We start from the raw sequence: 16,284 nt of genomic DNA on the forward strand, positions 1-16,284 counted from the left end.
TAGCCGGAAACCCGCAATGAGTTGCGGGCAGCGAGTTACGATCCGGTCCTACTAATCGCAGCGATGGTGGCGTACGTGTTTGTCTCACCGGAACAGTTGACGTCGGTGGCCGCCGAGGTCGGGCGCATCGGCGAGTCGTTGGCCGCCGGGAACGCGGCGGCGACCGCCACGACGACGACGGTGATGACCGCGGCCGGCGACGAGGTGTCGGCGGCTATCGCGGCGCTGTTCTCTCAGCACGCCCGCGGCTATCAAGCCGTCGCCGCGCAGGCGGCGTCGTTCCACACACAGTTCGTCCAGGCGCTCGGCGCGGCAGCCGGGTCGTACGTAACCGCCGAGGTGGCTAACGTCGCGCCGTTGCAGTCGCTGATCAACGCGGCCGCCGCACCCGCCGAGACGCTGTTGTCGCGCCCGATCATCGGCAACGGCGCCAACGCGACGACGCCGGGCGGCAACGGCGCTGACGGCGGATGGTTGTACGGCAACGGTGGCGCCGGAGCACCCGGCGCTCCGGGGCAACCGGGCGGCAACGGCGGGTCGGCCGGGTTGTGGGGCGGCGGCGGCGCGGGCGGCGCGGGCGGCGCCGGCGGCGCGGGCGGCGGCAACGGTGGCAACGGCGGCTGGCTGTTCGGGGCCGGTGGCCCCGGCGGCAACGGCGGCATCGGCGCCGCCGGTGGCATCGGCGGGACCGGCGGCAACGGCGGCAACAGCGCGTGGCTGATCGGCGGCGGGGGCGCCGGTGGCCCCGGCGGCCAGGGCGGGGCCGGCGGCGGCACCGGCGGCCACGGCGGCAACGGCGGGAACGGCGCGGCGCTGGTCGGCGCCGGCGGGGCCGGCGGGGCGGGCGGGATCGGGAGCCCCGGCGCTTCGGGCGGCGGCGCCGCCGGCAGTGGCGGCGACGGCGGCAACGGCGGGGCCGGCGGGTGGTTGATGAACGGCGGCGACGGCGGGGCCGGAGGCCAGGGCGGGAACGGCGCCGCCGGCATCGATTCGACGAACCTCGCCACTCAGGGTGGCCTCGGCGGCAACGGCGGCGGCGGCGGTCACGGCGGGGCCGGGGGCACCGGCCCGCTGCTGTTCGGCCACGGTGGCGCCGGCGGGCTCGGCGGCCAGGGCGGCACCGGGGGCATGGGCGGGCACGGCGCGAACGGCGTCACCGTCGCCGGCCAGGGCCTCGGCGGCAACGGCGGCAACGGCGGCACCGCCGGGGCCGGCGGCGCGGGGGGCGCGGCCGGGATGCTCACCAGCGCCGGCCTGCCCGGCGGTATCGGCGCCGGGGGCACCGGCGGCACCGGCGGCACCGGCGGCACGGGTGCGAACGGTCCCGTCGCGGTCGGCGCCGGCAGCCCGGGCAACGCCGGCTTCCAGGGCGGCCAGGGCGGCAACGGCGGGCAGGGCGGGGCGGCCGTCGTGGGCGGCGTGGCCGGCAACGGCGGGCTGGGCGGCGCGGGCGGCCTCGGCGGCAACGGCAGCGCCGGCATCGACGCGGGCGGCAACGGCAACACCGGTGGCCGGGGTGGCGACGGCGGCGCGGGCGGTACGCCCGGTGGCGGCGGCGCGGCGGGCGTCGGCGGCGGCGGTCAAGCGGGCGCCACCGGAGCCGGCGGAGACGGCGGGAACGGCGGCCAGGGCGGCAACGGCACCGCGGGCATCGCCGGCACCGACAACACCGGGACGCCCAACGCCGCCGGCGGCGCCGGTCAGGCGGGTGGCGGGGGCGGTGCCGGCGGCAGCGGCGGTGCGGCGGGCGGGGCCGGTGGCACCGGCGGAACGGGGGGCCAGGGCGGGAACGGCGCCGGCGGCGGGGCCGGCGGGCACGCGGGCGACAACAGCACCAACAGCCCGGCCGGCGGCAGGGGCGGTGACGGGGGTAAGGGCGGTGACGGCGGTGCGGCCGGGGCCGCCAACGGCGGCACCGCGGGCATCCAGGGCACGGGCGGAAATGGCGCTGCCGGAGGCGCCGGCGGGCAGGGCGGCAGCGGCGCGTCCGGCGTGAACGACCTCTTATCCGACGGCCAGTCCGGTGGAAGCGGCGTCGCGGGCGGCATCGGCGGCCGCGGCGGCGACGGGGGTCTCGCGGGCGCCAACGGCGGAACCGGTGGCAACGGCGGCGCGGGCGGTCAGGGCGGCGCCGGCGGTGGCGGCGGCCAGGGCGGTGGCGGCACGACCGGCACCGCCGCAGCGCCAGCCGGCGGCCAGGGCGGTTCAGGCGGCGCTGGCGCCGGCGGCGGCCAGGGCGGTGACGGCGGCAACGCAGGCGGCGTCGGCGCAATCGGCGGCCAAGGGGGTCAGGGCGGCGCGGCCGGCGCCGGCGGCACGGCCGGCAACGGCGGCACCGCCGTCACCCCCGGCAGCGGCGTGCCGACCGCGCCGGACGGCGGCCAGGGCGGCACCGGCGGCCAAGGCGGCCAGGGCGGCCAAGGGGGCCAGGGCGGCGGCGCCGGCGCGGGCGGCCAGGGCGGCCTCGGCGGCACCGGCGGCCTCGGCGGGGACGGCGGAACCGCCGGCAAGGGTGGCACGGGTGTACAGGGCACCAACACCGCGGCGCCCGGATCGGGTGGTGGCGGCGGCCAGGGCGGCAGCGCCGGCAACGGCGGCCAGGGTGGCGCCGGCGGGGCCGGCGCCGCCGGTGCGCCTGCGGGCAACGGCGGCCTAGGCGGCAACGGCGGCAACGCGGGCAAGGGTGGCGACGGAAATACCGGCGCGGCCGGCGGGGCCGGCGCGAACCCGAACGTCGTCCCGCCGGCCGGCCGAGGCGGCGACGGCGGCAACGCCGGTGCTGCCGGCTCCGGCGGCCAGGGCGGCACCGGCGGGGTCGGCCTCAGCGGCGGCAACGGCGGCCAGGGCGGGAACGGCGGCAACGGCAACGACGGCGGTGCCGGCGCCCAGGGCGCCGACGGCATCAACGCGACTGCCAACGCGACCCCGACCGCTGGCGCCGGCGGTAGGGGCGGCGACGGGAGCGCGGGCGGCGGCCCCGGTTCCGGCGGGGCCGCGGGCGGTGGCACGGGCGGCGCGGGCGGCGCTCTGGGCACCGGCGGCAACGGCGGCAACGGCGGTAAGGGCGGCGCCGGCGGCAAGGGCGCCGACGCAGTCAACACCTCGATCCCACCGACCTCCACCGCCGCGACCGGCACCCCCGATCCTGGGAACCCCGGCGGCACCGGGGCCGATGGCGTCAGCTCCACCAGCCCGACCGTCGTCATTCAGCAGGGCGGAACGGGCGGCGGTGGCAGCAACGCGTCCAACAGCGCCGACAACGGGACCGCCACCGCCGGGAACGCGGGGAACGGCGGCGCCGGCGGGCAGTTCGCGCCCGGTGGGACGGGCGGCGCCGGCGGCAACGCGGCCGAAACCGGCGCGAACGGGGTGGCCCACGCCGGGAAGGGCGGCGACGGCGGGGCCGGCGGCGGGTTCGGCGCCGGCGGCCAGGGCGGCAACGGCGGCAACGTGACCGCCGGGTCGGCCGGCAGCACCGCCGGCAACGGTGGCAACGGCGGCAACGCCACCAACGGCACCACCATCGTCGACGGCCAGCCCGTCAACGCCGGAGGTAACGGCGCCGCCGGCGGGACCGGTGGTAGCGGCGGAAACATCGTGGGCGCCGGCGTCACCGGCACCGCCGGCAACGGCGGCCACGGCGGCAACGGCAACGACGGCTCAATCAGTGCGGGCGCCGGGGGGCAAGGCGGTAACGGCGGCGCCGCGGGTAACGGCGGCGCCAACGGCGGCAGCGGTGGTACCGGCGGCAATGCCGGGGCCGGCGGAGCCGGCGGCACCGGCGCTACCGGCGGGATCGGCGGTGCCGGCGGTAACGGCGGCACCCTGCAGGGCGGCGCGACCGGCACCGCGGGCAACGGCGGCACCGGCGGCAACGGCGGTGTGGGGTCGATCGGCGGCGCCGGCGGCGGCGGCGGCATCGGCGGCACGGGTGGGACCGGTTTCGGCGGTGGCACCTCCGGCGATGGCGGCGCCGGCGGCGCCGGTGGGGCCGCGGGCAGCGGCGGCACCGGGGGCAGCGGCGGAGGTGGCGGCAGCGGCGCCAGCGCCGGCGCGGCGGGGGACGGCAAGACCGGCGGCAACAGCGGCACCGGCGGCACCGGCGGCGCCGGGGGCGCGTCCGGCACCGGCAGTGTCGGCGGCAGCGGCGTTGCCGGTACGAGTAATGCGGGCCAGGCCGGCAGCGGCCAGACCGGCGGCGCCGGGGGTACCGGCGCCGGTACCGGCGGCGCGGGCGGCTCCGGCGGCACGGTTTGAGGTTGACGCCCGAGCTGGAAGCGAGCTTCGAAGCGCTCGCGGCGGCCGTCCCGGCGACCATCGGCATCGCGATCGCCCGCCCGGGTCCGGCCGCGGTGTACTCGTTGGGCCGATGGTCGGGTGGCGTCGCGTGGTCGACGATCAAGGTGCCGTTGGCGATCGCGGCGTTGCGCCGCGACCCCGCGCGGGCCCGCGAGTTGGTCGTCAAGGCCATCACCGAATCCGACAACCACGCGTCCGAGCAGTTGTGGTCGCAGCTGGGCGAGCCGGTGGACGCGGCCCGGCAGGTGCAGTCCGTCCTCAGCGAATGCGGTGACGCGGCCACCGCCGTTGAATCACGACGAATTCGCCCGGGCTTCACCGTATTCGGCCAAACACAGTGGACCCTGGCCGGTCAAGCGCGGTTCGCCGCCAGCCTGGCCCATCTGCCGGACGCGGCCGACGTCGTCGCTCTCATGCGCCAACTCGTTGCCGGGCAACGCTGGGGCCTGGCCGCCAAAGACGTTGCCGCCAAAGGCGGTTGGGGACCCGGCGTCGACATCGGCTATCTGGTCCGCCAATTCGGCCTCATCCCAACGGATTCCGGCTACACGGGCGTGGCCCTCGCGGCCGAGACGGGCGCGTTCGAGGCCGGCGTGGACGCCGTCAACGCGATGACGGACTGGCTCGTCGGCCACCTTCCGGAGCTCAGCGGTGCCCGACCCTAATTCAGTTGACAGAGAGCGCTTTTGGCGAGAACACGCGATTTCGGCGGAAACCCTCGGTGGCCGCGCGTGACGCGTTAGGCTCCCCCAGTAGCTGTTCAGCCCTTCCCGAGCTACGGCGAGGTGCCCGATGACGTACGTGCTCGTCTCGCCGGAAGCGCTCGGCGTGGTGGCCGCGGACCTCGAGCGCATCGGCGCGGGCCTGGCCGGCAGTCATGCGTCTGCGGCCACCCTGACCACGTCCGTATCGAGCGCGGCGGCCGACGAAGTGTCGGCGGCCATCGCGACGCTGTTTTCCCAACAGGCCCAGGACTATCAGAGGCTTGCCCAGCAGGCCGCGGCGTTTCATGACCGGTTCGTGCAGGCGTTGGCGAGCGCGGGGAATTCGTATGCCGCCGCCGAGGCGGCCGCCGCCTCACCGCTGCAGACCGTCGAGCAGGACCTGCTGGGCGTCATCAACGCGCCCACGCAATTGCTGTTGGGACGCCCGCTGATCGGTGACGGCACCAACGGGGCCGCCGGGACCGGGCAGGCCGGCGGGCCCGGCGGGATCTTGTTCGGCAACGGTGGCACCGGCGGCTCGGGTCAGACCGGCGCCCCCGGCACGCCCGGCGGAACCGGCGGCCGCGGCGGGGACGCCGGGTTGTTCGGCAACGGCGGAACGGGCGGCTCCGGCGGGGTGGGCGGCGCCGGCGCCACCGGCGTTGCGGGCGCCGGCCAAGGGGGCGGCAGCGGCGGGACCGGCGGCGCGGGCGGAAACGGCGGCATGTTCGGGGGCCTCGCGGGCAACGGCGGAGCGGGCGGCGCCGGCGGGGCTGGAGGCATCGGCGCTGCCGGCGGCAGCAGCACTATCAGCGGCTTCAGTGGCGGCGTCGGCGGCACCGGCGGCGCGGGCGGCGCCGCCGGCCACGGCAGCGACGGCAGTACCGGCAGTGCCGGCAGCGGCGGGACCGGCGGAGCGGGCGGCACCGGCGGCCAGGGCGGCGCGGGCGGCCAGGGCGCGGCCGGGGGCGGACAGGGCGGCCTGGGCGCCGATGGCGGCGCCGGCGGACAGGGCGGTGTCGGCGGGGCGACCGGCCCCGGTGGTGGCGGCCAGCAAGGCGCGGGCGGACAGGGCGGCACGGGCGGTCAGGGCGGCACCGGGGGTCAGGGCGGCACCGGCACCGACGCGACCCAGAGCGCGGCCGCCGGCGGGGGCGGGCTCGGCGGCGACGGCGGCACCGGCGGGGCGGCGGGCGCCGGAGGCGCGGGCTCGACGCAGGGGGCCGCAGGCACCGCCGGCAACGGTGGGCAGGGCGGTCAGGGCGGTACCGGCGGTGCCGGCGTCAACAACACCGCCGTCGCCGCGTCCGGTATCCAAGGCGCCCAAGGCGGCCAGGGCGGCACCGGCGGCACCGGCGGCAACGGCGGAGCAGCGGGCTCCGGCGGCGGCGGCCAGCAGGGTGTCGGCGGCACGGGCGGCACCGGCGGTGGCGGCGGCTCCGGTGGGCAGGGCGGGCAGGGTGCCGCGAGCACCGACCCGGCCCAGGCCGCCGGGCAGGGCGCGGCCGGTGGCACCGGCGGCACCGGCGGGTCCGCCGGGTTCGGCGGCGTGGGCTCGACGCACGGCGCGGCCGGCATCGCGGGCAGCGGCGGGCAAGGCGGGCAGGGCGGCACCGGCGGCACCGGCGCCGACAGCACGACCGTCGTCGCGCCCGGTATCCAAGGCGTCCAAGGTGGCCAGGGCGGCCAGGGCGGCCAGGGCGGTCTGGGCGGCGATCCCGGATCCGGCGGGGGCGGCCACCAGGGCATCGGCGGAACCGGAGGCACCGGCGGCACGGGCGGCGCCGGCGGGCAGGGCGGCGCCGGGGCGGCGGGCACCAACCCCGCCGTCGTCGCAGGCCAAGGCGCCCAGGGCGGTCAGGGCGGCACCGGCGGCTCCGCGGGGGTCGGCGGCACCGGCTCGACGCACGGCGCGGCCGGCAGCGCCGGTAACGGCGGGCGGGGCGGCCAGGGCGGGACCGGCGGCACCGGTGCCGACCGTGCGGCGGTTGCCGGGCCCGGCCTCCCGGGCGCTCAAGGCGGTCAGGGTGGCGCCGGCGGCAATGGCGGCACCGGCGGGTCCGCGGGGTCCGGCAGCGGCGGCCACCAGGGTGTGGGTGGCACCGGAGGCACCGGCGGTGGCGGCGGGGCGGGCGGGCAGGGCGGCCAGGGCGCCGCGGGCAGCGACCCCACCCAGGTGGCGGGGCAAGGCGCGGCCGGCGGCACCGGCGGCACCGGCGGCTCCGCGGGGATTGGTGGCGTCGGCCTGACCCAGGGCGCGGCCGGCACCGCCGGCAACGGCGGGCAGGGCGGTCAAGGCGGCACCGGCGGCACCGGCGCCGCCCCCGGGGTCGCCGCGGCAGGCGCCGCCGGCGGGCAGGGCGGCCAGGGCGGGGCCGGCGGTGGCGGCGGCACCGGTGGCGCCGCGGGTTCCGGCACCGGCGGCCACCAGGGTGTGGGCGGCACCGGCGGCACCGGCGGGATCGGCGGGACCGGCGGGCAGGGCGGCCAGGGCGCCGCGAGCAGCGACCCCACCCAGGTCGCCGGGCAGGGCGCGGCCGGCGGCACCGGCGGCACCGGCGGCTCCGCCGGGATCGGCGGCACCGGCCTGACCCAGGGCGCGGCCGGCACCGCCGGCAACGGCGGCCAGGGCGGCCAGGGCGGCACCGGCGGCACCGGCGCCAACAACGCGGTCGCCGCGGCCGGCAGCCAAGGCGGGCAGGGCGGGGCCGGCGGCGACGGCGGCGACGGCGGCACCGGCGGCGCCGCGGGGTCCGGCGCCGGGGGCCACCAGGGTGTGGGCGGCACCGGCGGCACCGGCGGAGTCGGCGGTACCGGTGGGCAGGGCGGCCACGGAACCGCGAGCAGCGACCCGACGCAGGCCGCCGGGCAGGGCGCGGCCGGGGGCACCGGCGGCACCGGCGGCGCCGCGGGGATCGGCGGCGCCGGCCTGACGCAGGGCGCGGCGGGCACCGCCGGCAACGGCGGGCAGGGCGGCCAGGGCGGCACCGGCGGCGACGGCGCCGACAACACCAGCGTCGCCGCCGCGGGTGCGGCCGGCGGGCAGGGCGGCCAGGGCGGGACCGGCGGCGACGGTGGCACCGGCGGAGCAGCCGGTATCGGCAGCGGCGGCCGGCAGGGTGTGGGCGGCACGGGCGGCACCGGCGGGGTCGGCGGCGCCGGCGCGCAGGGTGGTACCGGCACCGACAACACCGCCCATGCGGGGCTGGTCGGCGGTCAAGGCGGCCGCGGCGGCGACGGCGGGGGCGGCGGCGACGGCGGGCAGGCCGGCACTGGCGCGGGCGGCGCGGGCGCCGCGGGCACCGGCGGCCAAGGCGGCGCCGGCGGCACCGGCGGTAACGGCGGCAACGGCGGCAGCTCGGCCAACGGCGGCGGGGCCGGCAACGGCGGCAACGGGGGCAGCGGCGGCGACGGCGGTGCGGCGGTCGGCAGCGGTGCCGGCGGCAACGGCGGCAACGGCGGCGACGCCGGCGCGGGCGGCACCGGCGGCAACCCGGGCACCGGCGCGCTCGCCGGCGGCAGCGGCGGCGACGGCGGCGACGGCGGCGCCGGCGGTCAGGGCACCGCCGGGGGCGCGGGCGTCAATACCGGCGGCGGCGCCGGCGGCAGCGGCGGAAATGGCGGGAACGGCGGCGCCGGGGGCGAGCCCGGCGAAAGCGCCAGCCTGCAGGACGCCGCAAACAACAACACCTACTTCGGCAGCGGTGGCAACGGCGGCGCGGGAGGCAACGGCGGGGCCGGCGGCCTCGGCGACAACGGCGCGCCCGGCCCCAATTCCGGTTTCGGCGGGGGCAACGGCGGCGCGGGCGGCCAGGGCGGTCAAGGCGGCGCGGCCAGTCAACGGCTCAGCTCGACGGCACCCCAGCACGGCTTCTTCGGCTCCAACGGCAACGGCGGGCCGGGCGGCGACGGCGGCACCGGCGGCGGGGGCGGCACCGGAGGCACGGGCGCCGGCAGCGTCGGCGGTACCGGCGGCGCCGGCGGCAACGGCGGCGGCGCCGGCGCGGGCGGCGCGCCCGGCGGCGGCTTCCAGTCGGCGCCCGGCAGCGAAGCGCTGCCCGTCGGCACCGGCGGGAACGGCGGCGCCGGCGGCGCCGCCGGCTCCGGTGGCAACGGCGGGCTGGGTAGCGGCGGCTTCACTGGCGGCACCGGCGGCACCGGCGGGCAGGGCGGGAGCGGCGGCGCGGGCGGCGACGCCGGCGGCAGCACCTTCAACGCCCAAGGCGACAACGGCGGCAACGGCGGCGGCGGCGGAGCCGGCGGCGCCGGGGGCACGGGCGGCACCGGCGGGGCGGGCGCCAACGGCGGAACCGGCGGCAACGCGGGCCAAGGAGGCAACGGCGCGAATGCCGGCAACGGCGGCGCCGCCACCCTGGCCGGCACCGGCGTCAACGGCGGCAGCGGCGGAACGGGCGGCAACGGTGCCAGCGCCGGCGCCGTAGGCTCCGGCGGCGCGGCCGGCTCCGGCGGAACCGTCGGCGCCGGCGGTCACGGCTCAAACGGCGGCAACGGCGGCAACGGCGGAACCGGGGGCGGCGGCGGCACGGTCGGCTCGCCCGGCACCAACGGCGCCGGCGGTACCGGCGGAGCCGGCACCGGCACCGGGGGCGCCGGCAGCAACGGAACGCCGATTTCGCAGAACCAAGCCGTCGCATTGACGTTGTCGCAGAACCGTTTCCCGATCGTGTACGTCTCGGTCAACGGCGGGCCGCCGGCGCCCGTGCTGGTGGACACCGGATCGTCCGGGCTTGTCATCGAAGGGCAATACGTGCCGAACCCCGGTCCATCGGTCGCCACCGGTTCGGTCACTTATTCCGGGCCGGGCGCGTCGGTGACGGTCAACTACACCACCTCCGACCAGACGGTGGGTTTTTTGAGCGGGGCGAATGGGTCCGTCGTCAGCGTCACGTCGCCGACCGCCGTCGACGTCCTCACCGGCAGCAACGCAACGAATTTCGCGAACTATTGGGCGGGCACCGGCGTGGTCGGCGTCTTGGGCATCGGCCCGAACGCCGGGGGCCCGGGGACCAGCACGGTGATCACGGCGTTGCCCGGCACCCTCAACCAGGGCGCGCTCTTCAACCAGCCGCAAAGCCAGCTGGTGTTCGGTCCCAACCAATTGACCGGCGGTGTCTCGGTGACCGGATCGCCGACCGTCAGCAACCTGGACGTCCAGGTCACCGTCCCCGGGCACACGATGACGTCCACGGTCGTGCCCTCCCTGATCGTCGATTCCGGTGACAATTTCGGATCCATCCCGGGAGCCCTGCTCGGGACCGGTCAATCAACGGGAACCGTGCCGGTGGGCACCGTCGTTTCGGTCTACAGCAACGGTCAGCTGCTGTACACCTACACGACGACCGCGGCCAACCCACTCACCGTCACCGGCAGCGTGATGAACACCGGGAATATCCCCTTCGAGCTCGGGCCGGTGTACATCTCCGAAAGCCCCAGCGGTCTCGGGACGACGGTCTTCGACTAACCCAGCAGGGACGGCACCACCGCGTCGATGAGGTGCGGCCCGGGTTCGGCGAACGCCGCGCGCAGGGCGTCGGCGAATTCCTCGGCGGTGCTGACGCGCCGGGCCGGCACTCCCATGCCCTCGGCGATCTTGGCGAAATCCATTGTAGGGCGGGACAAGTCGAGAAGGTCGAGCGCCTTGGGTCCGGGCGACGACCCCGCCCCGACGCGCTGCAGCTCCACCCGCAGGATGTCGTAGGCGGCGTTGTCGTAGAGCACGGTGGTCACGTCGAGGTTCTCGCGCGCCTGGGTCCACAACCCCGAGATCGTGTACATCGCCGAGCCGTCGGACTCCAGGCACAGCACCGGACGATCGGGCGCGGCCACCGCCGCGCCCACCGCGGCCGGGATGGCGTACCCGATCGCCCCGCCGGTCAGCGTCAGCCAATCGTGCGCCGGCGCACCGGCGGTCGCCTGCGGCAGCAACACCCCGGAGGTGTTCGACTCGTCGACGACGATCGCCCGCTCGGGCAGCAGCGCGCCGATCGCGTCGGCGACCGCGGCCGCCGTCAGGGCGCCGGTCGGCAGCCCCGGGCGCGACGCCGCTGCCACCGGCGCGACGGTTCCGGGCGCCAGCTCGTCGGCCAACGTCACCAAAGCTTCTGTGGCACCGCCCGTTTCGGCGAGCAGGTGCACCGCGCAGCCGGCCGGCACCAGGTCGCTGGGCAGGCCGGGGTAGGCGAAGAAGGACACCGGTGACCGGGCACCCGCCAGCACCAGGTGCTTGGCGCCGTCGAGCTGGGCGGTGGCGGCCTCGGCGAAGTAGGCCAGCCGCTCGACGGCCGGCACGCCCGCGCCGCGCTCCAGCCGCGTCGGGAACGTCTCGCACAACAACCGGGCCCCGGTCGCCGCGGCGATGCGCGCGGCGGCGGCCAGCCCGGCACCGCGAGTGGCGTCGCCGCCGATCATCAGCACCGCGGGCTCCCCGGAACGCAGCACCTCGAGCGCAGCGGCCGACGACCGCGGCGCCGCCGGCCGCGCGGACGCCGTGCGGGCGGGCTGCGCCCCGTCGGACCAGGACACGTCGGCGGGCAGGATCAGGGTCGAGATCTGCGAACCGGACCGGCTGGCGGCGATCGCCTCGGCGGCGTCGGACGCAACGGCGGCGGTGTCTTCGCTACGGCGCAGCCAACCCGAGACGCTGCCCGCCACCGCGTCGATGTCGGATTCCAGCGGGGCGTCGTACTTTTTGTGATAGATGGCGTGGTCACCGACGACGACAACCATCGGCACCCGGGCGCGCCGGGCGTTGTGCAGGTTGGCCAGTCCGTTGCCCAACCCGGGACCCAGGTGCAGCAGCACGGCGGCCGGTCGCTCGGCGATGCGGGCGTAGCCGTCGGCCGCGCCGGTGGCGACGCCCTCGAAAAGGGTTAGCACGCCGCGCATTTGGGGAACGTCGTCGAGCGCGGCCACGAAGTGCATCTCCGAGGTGCCCGGGTTGGCGAAGCACACGTCGACGCCGCCGTCGACCAGGGTGTTGATCAGGGCGTGCGCGCCGTTCACCTATCTGCCTCCAGTCCGAATACGCGTTGGGCGTTGCCGCGCAGGAAGTCTCGGCGCGCCTCGTCGCTGAGCCCGAGCCCGTCCAGGCCCGCCAGGGCGTGGGTGTGGGTGATCATCGGGTAGTTGGTGCCGAACAGGACCTTGCGTTGTCCGGTGCGGGTTTTCATGAACCGGACGAGCTCGTCCGGCAGTCTCTCGACGGTGTAGGCCGAGGTGTCGATGTAGACGTTCTCGTGCTTGCGGGCGACGGCGACCATCTCCTCGGTCCACGGGTAGCCGACGTGTCCGCAGACGATGACGAGCTCGGGAAAGTCGAGGGCCACCTGGTCGATGTAGGGGATCGGGCGCCCGGTCTCCGACGGTCGCAGCGGGCCGGTGTGGCCGACCTGGGTGCAGAACGGCACCCCCGCCTCCACGCACTCCGCGAACAGCGGATAGTAGCGGCGGTCGGTGGGCGGCGCGTTCCACAACCAGGGCACCACCCGCAGCCCGACGAACCCCTCCCGCACGCGGCGGCGCAGCTCGCGGACCGCCTCCATCGGCCGGTCCAGGTCGACCGTGGCGAGGCCGGCAAACCGGTTGGGGTGCAACCGAACCCATTCGGCGACCTCGTCGTTGCAGACCAGGTCCTGGCCGTTCGGTCCAAGCCACGCGCTGAGCAGCCCGACCTCGACACCGGCGGCGTCCATCGCGGCGACGGTGGCGTCGATCGGGATGTCGGTGTCGGGGATCGCTCCCCCGGTCCAGCGCCGCAGGGACGCCAGCATGTCGCTGCGCAGGAAGCGCAGTGTCGGATGCTGCATCCAGACGTCGATGGTCATCGCGACCAACAGTAGCCGCCGGTCAGGCATCCAGCGCGGCGCGGGCGGCGGCGTGCGTCTGCCGCGCGTACCCGCCGCCGAACAGGACCACATGCGCCAGCAGCGGGAAGAGCTGGTGCAGCCCGATGCGGTTGCGCCAGCCGTTATTCAGTGCCCGCTCCCGCTGGTAGCCCTCGAGGACGGCGTCGAGGTGGGGGCAGCCGAACAGCGCGAGCATCGCCAGGTCGGTCTCGCGGTGGCCGCCGTGGGCGGCCGGGTCGATCAGCACCACCGCGTCGGGTGTCCACATCACGTTGCCGGACCACAGGTCGCCGTGCAGCCGAGCCGGTGAGTCGTCGTCGTCGAACTCACCGGCGCGGCATCGCTTTATAACGGCGTCGATCGCGGCGCGGGTCGCGGCGTCGAGGCGGCCCGCCGCGCGCTCGGCCATGGGCGCCAGGCGCTCGTCGGCGTAGAAGTCGCCCCAGCGCTCGTGCCGGCGCAGCGACATCGGCAATGGCTGCGACAGCGGGCCGAAGAACCCGGGCCCGTCCCAACCGCCGGGCCCGGCGCCGAAGGCCGGGGCGCCCGCGTCGTGCGTGACGGCCAGCCGGCGACCGAATGCCCGGGCCGCCTCCGCGCTGGGCGCCACCGAATCGAGCCGCCGCAGCGTCAGGCTCTTCGCATCGACGGAAACGACCCGCGCGCACGGCACCCCGCCGTCGACGCCGGAGAGCCATCGCAATCCGGCGGCCTCCCAGCCGAAGTAACCGGCGGGCGCGTCCGGGTGGCGCTTGACGAAGTCCGTCACGCCGGTCAGGTTGTCACGTGGCTCGCATGCACGTCATCGGCGGGGCGCGCCTCGGTCTGCTCCTTGGCCCAGCGGTAGTCGGGTTTGCCTGCGGGAGAACGCTTTACCTCGTCGACCAGCCAAAGGCTGCGCGGCACTTTATATCCCGCGATCTCGGTGCGCACGAAGCTGTCCAGCTCCGACAGGGACGGGCGGGTGCCCGGCCGGGCCTGCACGACGGCGGCCACGTGCTGCCCGTAGCGCGGGTCGGGCACGCCGACCACCAGCGCGTCGAACACGTCGGGGTGGCCCTTCAGCGCGCCCTCGACCTCCTCGGGGTAGATTTTTTCGCCGCCGCTGTTGATCGACACCGAGCCCCGGCCCAGCATGGTGACCGTGCCGTCCTCCTCCACCAGGGCCCAGTCCCCGGGGATGGCGTAGCGCACGCCGTTGATGGTCTTGAACGTCTCGGCGGTCTTCTTCTCGTCCTTGTAGTAGCCGACCGGGATGTTGCCCTTCTTGGCGATGAAACCGCGCACGCCCGAACCGGGCTTGACCTCGTTGCCGTCCTCGTCGAGCACGACGGTGCGGTGGTCGATGGTCACGCGGGGCCCGCCGGCGTGCGGCGCACCGGAGGCGACGATGCTGGTGCCGCCGAACCCGGTCTCCGACGAGCCGATCGAGTCGGTGATGACCCGGTTGGGCAGCAGCTCGAGCAGCCGCTCCTTGATGCTCGGGGAGAACAGCGCCGCGGTGCTGGCGAGCAGGAACAGCGACGACAGGTCGTAGTCGTTGCTCTTGTTCAGCGCGTCGAGCAGCGGCCGCGCCATCGCATCGCCGGTGAAGAACAGCAGGTTCACCTTGTGCTCGTGGATGGTGCGCCACACCTCGTCGGCGTTGAATTCCGGAGCCAGCACGGTGGTTTGGCCGGAGAAGATCGACATCCAGGTCGCCGACTGGGTGGCGCCGTGGATCATCGGCGGAATCGGGTAGCGGATCATCGGCGGGTTGGCGGCGGCGGCCTTGGCCAGGTCGTACTCGTCCTTGACGAATTCGCCTGTGGCGAAGTCGGTTCCGCCGAACAGCACCCGGTAGATGTCCTCGTGGCGCCACATCACGCCCTTCGGGAAGCCGGTGGTGCCGCCCGTGTAGAGCAGGTAGATGTCATCGGCGCTGCGCTCACCGAAATCGCGCTCGGGTGACCCCTGCGCGATCGCGTCGTAGAACGAGACGCCGCCGTAGCGCTGAAAGTCGTCATCCGAGCCGTCCTCGACGACCAGGACCGTCTTGACGTTCGGGGTGTCGGGCAGCACGTTGGCGACCTTGTCGGAGTACTGGCGCTCGTGCACCAGCGCGACCATGTCGGAGTTGTCGAACAGGTAGCGCAGCTCGCCCTCGACGTAGCGGTAGTTGACGTTGACCAGGATGGCGCCGGCCTTGATGATGCCCAGCATCGCGATGACGATCTCGATGCGGTTGCGGCAGTACAGCCCGACCTTGTCGTCCTTCTTGACGCCCCGGTCGATCAGGTAGTGCGCCAGGCGGTTGGCCTTCTCCTCGAGTTGGGCGTAGGTCAGCTTCTCGTCGCCGCAGATGAGGGCGACACGGTCAGGCACAGCGTCGATGGCGTGCTCAGCGAGGTCGGCAATGTTCAGGGCCACGGCCACCAAATTAGAACGTGTTACATTTCTTGACAAGCTCGCCCCCAACGTCGACCGAAAGGCGGTAGCCGTGGCCGAGACTCCAGCAAACGGGCAGACCGGGCCCTCCGCAGCCGATGCGCTCGTCGAGCAGCGCGGTCACACCCTGATCGTCACCCTGAACCGACCGCACGCCCGCAACGCCCTGAGCACCGAAATGATGGAAATCATGGTGCAGGCGTGGGACCGCGTCGACAGCGACGACGACATCCGCTGCTGCATCCTCACCGGGGCCGGTGGCTACTTTTGTGCCGGCATGGATCTCAAGGCGGCGACCAAGAAGCCGCCGGGTGAGTCGTTCAAGGACGGCAGCTACGACCCGTCGCGCATCGACGCCCTGCTGAAGGGACGACGGCTGACCAAGCCGCTGATCGCGGCCGTCGAGGGGCCCGCGATCGCCGGGGGCACCGAGATCCTGCAGGGCACCGACATCCGCATCGCCGGCGAGAGCGCCAAGTTCGGCATCTCCGAAGCCAAGTGGAGCCTCTACCCCATGGGTGGCTCGGCGGTGCGGCTGGTGCGGCAGATCCCCTACACCGTCGCCTGCGACCTGCTGCTGACGGGACGGCATATCACCGCCGCCGAGGCCAAGGAGATGGGGCTGATCGGCTACGTCGTGCCCGACGGGCAGGCGCTGACCAAGGCGCTCGAGATCGCCTCGCTGATCGAGAACAACGGCCCGCTTGCCGTGCAGGCCATCCTGCGGGCCATCCGCGAAACCGAGGGCCTGCACGAAAACGAGGCCTTCAAGATCGACACCCAGATCGGCATCAAGGTATTCCTGTCCGACGACGCCAAGGAAGGCCCGCGCGCGTTCGCCGAAAAACGCAAGCCGCAGTTCAAAAACCGCTAGCTCCCCCCGCCGAGCCCCGCCCCTCGCCGAGCGTGAACTCATGGCGAGTTTTCGGAGTCTGAGGGCCGATTTTGCGCCCTCACGTCACGCTCGGCGCGGCTGTCGGTGGTTCGAG

At 76.1% G+C, this 16,284-nt stretch carries 8 protein-coding genes; 4 read left to right on the forward strand and 4 right to left on the reverse strand.

Annotation, left to right across the window (positions count from 1 at the left end):
* The first annotated feature begins 66 nt into the window (after positions 1 to 66).
* The 3 genes from AC5Y43_RS10645 (at position 67) to AC5Y43_RS10655 (ending at position 10,485) form a co-directional block, all read left to right on the forward strand.
* Complete coding sequence (locus AC5Y43_RS10645; RefSeq protein ID WP_499972235.1) at positions 67 to 4,257, forward strand: PE family protein; 4,191 nt, start codon at positions 67 to 69, stop codon at positions 4,255 to 4,257.
* Entirely contained in the window at positions 4,254 to 4,964 is a 711-nt protein-coding gene (locus AC5Y43_RS10650) for a serine hydrolase (protein WP_499972122.1), read from the forward strand. Before AC5Y43_RS10645 ends, AC5Y43_RS10650 begins: the two co-directional genes overlap by 4 nt.
* 127 nt (positions 4,965 to 5,091) lie before the next feature.
* The gene (locus AC5Y43_RS10655) at positions 5,092 to 10,485 is read left to right on the forward strand and encodes a PE domain-containing protein (RefSeq protein ID WP_499972124.1); all 5,394 of its coding nucleotides are present in this window, start codon (positions 5,092 to 5,094) and stop codon (positions 10,483 to 10,485) included.
* Here AC5Y43_RS10655 and AC5Y43_RS10660 read toward each other — a convergent pair.
* From AC5Y43_RS10660 to AC5Y43_RS10675, 4 genes are read right to left on the reverse strand one after another with little or no spacing between them, the layout of a single operon-like run.
* Entirely contained in the window at positions 10,482 to 12,026 is a 1,545-nt protein-coding gene (locus tag AC5Y43_RS10660) for an acetolactate synthase large subunit (protein ID WP_499972126.1), read from the reverse strand. The two genes, AC5Y43_RS10655 and AC5Y43_RS10660, sit on opposite strands and share 4 nt — an antisense overlap.
* Positions 12,023 to 12,847, reverse strand: coding sequence for an amidohydrolase family protein (locus tag AC5Y43_RS10665; RefSeq protein ID WP_499972128.1), 825 nt, complete (start codon positions 12,845 to 12,847; stop codon positions 12,023 to 12,025). Before AC5Y43_RS10665 ends, AC5Y43_RS10660 begins: the two co-directional genes overlap by 4 nt.
* Before the next feature lie 22 nt (positions 12,848 to 12,869).
* Entirely contained in the window at positions 12,870 to 13,637 is a 768-nt protein-coding gene (locus tag AC5Y43_RS10670) for a fructosamine kinase family protein (protein ID WP_499972130.1), read from the reverse strand.
* A 5-nt stretch (positions 13,638 to 13,642) separates the two neighbouring features.
* Positions 13,643 to 15,283 carry an acyl-CoA synthetase gene (locus AC5Y43_RS10675; protein WP_499972132.1) on the reverse strand — a complete coding sequence of 547 codons (1,641 nt, stop codon included), beginning with the start codon at positions 15,281 to 15,283 and terminating at the stop codon, positions 13,643 to 13,645.
* 64 nt (positions 15,284 to 15,347) lie between these two features.
* Between AC5Y43_RS10675 and AC5Y43_RS10680 the strand changes: the two genes are divergently transcribed.
* Entirely contained in the window at positions 15,348 to 16,169 is an 822-nt protein-coding gene (locus AC5Y43_RS10680; RefSeq protein WP_499972134.1) for a crotonase/enoyl-CoA hydratase family protein, read from the forward strand.
* Positions 16,170 to 16,284: the final 115 nt, after the last annotated feature.

This window comes from Mycobacterium sp. NGS57, assembly GCF_059812405.1.